Consider the following 2,221-nt stretch of genomic DNA (forward strand, 5'->3'; position numbering starts at 1 on the left):
AGGCGCCCCACCAGCCCCACCCCCACCCACACCCACACCCCTCAAACCACCCGCTCCGTGGAATTACTCGACCAGGGAGGTTCGGGCGTGGGTCTCCTGCTTCGGCAGCAGGTAGTCGACGACGTCGGCGGCGGAGAAGTCCGGGCCGGCGTGGCGCAGCAGGTCGGGGAGGAAGTCCAGGTCCTGGCCCAGGGTGAGCAGCGGCGGTTCGACGTAGCCACTGGGACGGTGCTGTTGCAGGCCCACGTTGGCGGTCAGGGCGTTGCACAGACAGCGGCGTCCGTCGGTGTCCTCCTTCGCCCCGCCCTTGCGGACGTAGGCGTCGACGGGTTCGGCGGGGCAGCGGTAGCCGATCGTGCCGTTGTCCTTGCGGAACGGGGTGCGCAGGAAACCGAGGTCGCACAGGCGGGGCCGCAGGGCGAACTCCTCCTCGTCCGAGAGGGTGTCCGGTACCCGGGCCACCTTGAACGGGAAGCCGGTGGGCGAGGCCAGGGGGTCGTTGCGCACCCGGAGGGTTCCGGCCGCCCCTCGGGTCAGGAGCCCTTGCCGCAGACCAGGGGTCAGCCCCGATTCCCGGGCCAGTGCGAAGACGGTTCCGACCTGCACGCCCGCCGCGCCCTCATCCTTCGCCGCCGCCAACCCCCTCGGTGTGGCCTGACCGCCCGCGAGCCAGAAGGGCGGTCCGAGCGCGGCGACCTTCGCGATGTCGATCGCGTCGCGCGGGCCGTACACCGGCTCGCCCTCGTCGTTGAGCGGCTCGCGGCGCCGCGGCGGGGCGCTGTGGCCACCGGCCCGGTGGGTCTCCAGGACGAACCCGTCGGGGCGGGTGGCCGAAGAGCGGTGCAGGTACCGGGCCAGCACCGTGGAGGCGACGATCGCCAGGAAACGCGGCCGGAACAGGTTCCGGGGAGCGGGTCCGGCGAGGCCGGTCGGGTCGAAGGCGACGGTGTGCCGCTCCTGCGATCCCTCCACCGCGACCGTGAGTTCGGTGGTCGAGTGCGTGCTCAAGGCGTCGAGCAATCCCGGGAGCTCGCCGGGGATCCCCGCCCCCATCAGGACGTGGTCGACCCCCGCCAGCATCGCCCCGTAGGCGGCGGGTTGGGTCGCGAGTTGGATCTTCTCCATGTAGTTGACGCCGACGGGCCCGTCGTGGCCCTCCTTGGCCAGCCACACCTCGACGAAGTTGCCCGCGACCGTGAGTTCGTCACGGGCCCGGTTCGGGCGCAGGCCGAGTCGGGGCACCGGGCGGAACGGGCGGCCGGTCGGTATCCCGCCGGGCACGAAGTACCGGTCCATGATCCGGGTGACGGTGCCCTGGTCGGGGAAGTGGTCCAGCGCGCGGCGCATGTCTCCGTCCGGGTCGCCGAGTTGGAGTCGGCGGGCGAGCTGGGCGTCGAGGGCGACCCCCGAGACCACGCCGAGTTGGCCGGTGCGCGCGACGGCGCGGGCGAGACGCCATCCGGACACCCCGACCCCCATTCCGCCCTGGATGACGGCGGGTAGTACGCCGGTGGTGGAACCGGTGGGCATGGCGGACACTCCTGCGGGTGAGGAACGGGCGGTCCGACCAGCTTCGAGCACACCGGCACCGGGGGCGAGGGGCCCTCCGCCCCGTCAGCGGAGCGGAAGGTCCCCTCGTGGCGGGGTCAGGTGGACGCGTCGGGGGTCGTGCTCACCGCTCCCCCGCGGGCTCGCGGCGCACGCTCAGCAGGAAGACGCTGTCCTCCAGCGCGGTCACGGAGTGGCGTTCGGGTGGAATCGGTACGATCTCCCCGCCGGTGAGCTCCCATTCGCGTCCCTGTCCGTTCAGTCGGATCCTGCCGCTGAGCACCTGCAGCGTCGCCTCCGGTGGGCTGTCGTGCTCGGCCAGTTCGGCATCCTTGAGCAGGGCCAACGCGGTCTGACGCAACAGGGAGTCCCGATCGCCGTACACCGTGGTCGCGGCACGGTGGGCGTGCGCCTCTCGTGCCTTCCCCAGCAGGTCGTCGGCCAGGGATTTCAGGTCGATCGTGCCGTTCGGACCCGCGTGTTCGCTCATCGTTCCCTCTCCTCGGGCACCGTCCCGCGGCGCCCCGTCGTCACTCTCGGTCACGACAGGAGTTTATACAACCCAGGTTGGCAAAAACCGAAAGTCCTACGCCGGAGCGGGTTCGGCCTCGACCTCCGTGCCCTCCTCCGTGGACAGCAGGGCCCGCAGGCGCCATCCGCCGTCGGGGTGAGG

The 2,221-nt window shown here is 71.8% G+C and carries 2 protein-coding genes; both read right to left on the reverse strand.

Translation table 11 applies throughout. The features are described 5' to 3' along the window. Positions 1-63: 63 nt before the first annotated feature. Positions 64-1,530, reverse strand: coding sequence for a nitronate monooxygenase (locus NLI01S_RS24730; RefSeq protein WP_067609313.1), 1,467 nt, complete (start codon positions 1,528-1,530; stop codon positions 64-66). 142 nt (positions 1,531-1,672) lie between these two features. Continuing rightward, positions 1,673-2,038, reverse strand: coding sequence for a cupin domain-containing protein (locus NLI01S_RS24735; protein WP_067609316.1), 366 nt, complete (start codon positions 2,036-2,038; stop codon positions 1,673-1,675). Between the last annotated feature and the right edge of the window lie 183 nt (positions 2,039-2,221).

The organism is Nocardiopsis listeri NBRC 13360 (assembly GCF_001570765.1).
Taxonomy (GTDB): Bacteria; Actinomycetota; Actinomycetes; order Streptosporangiales; family Streptosporangiaceae; genus Nocardiopsis; species Nocardiopsis listeri.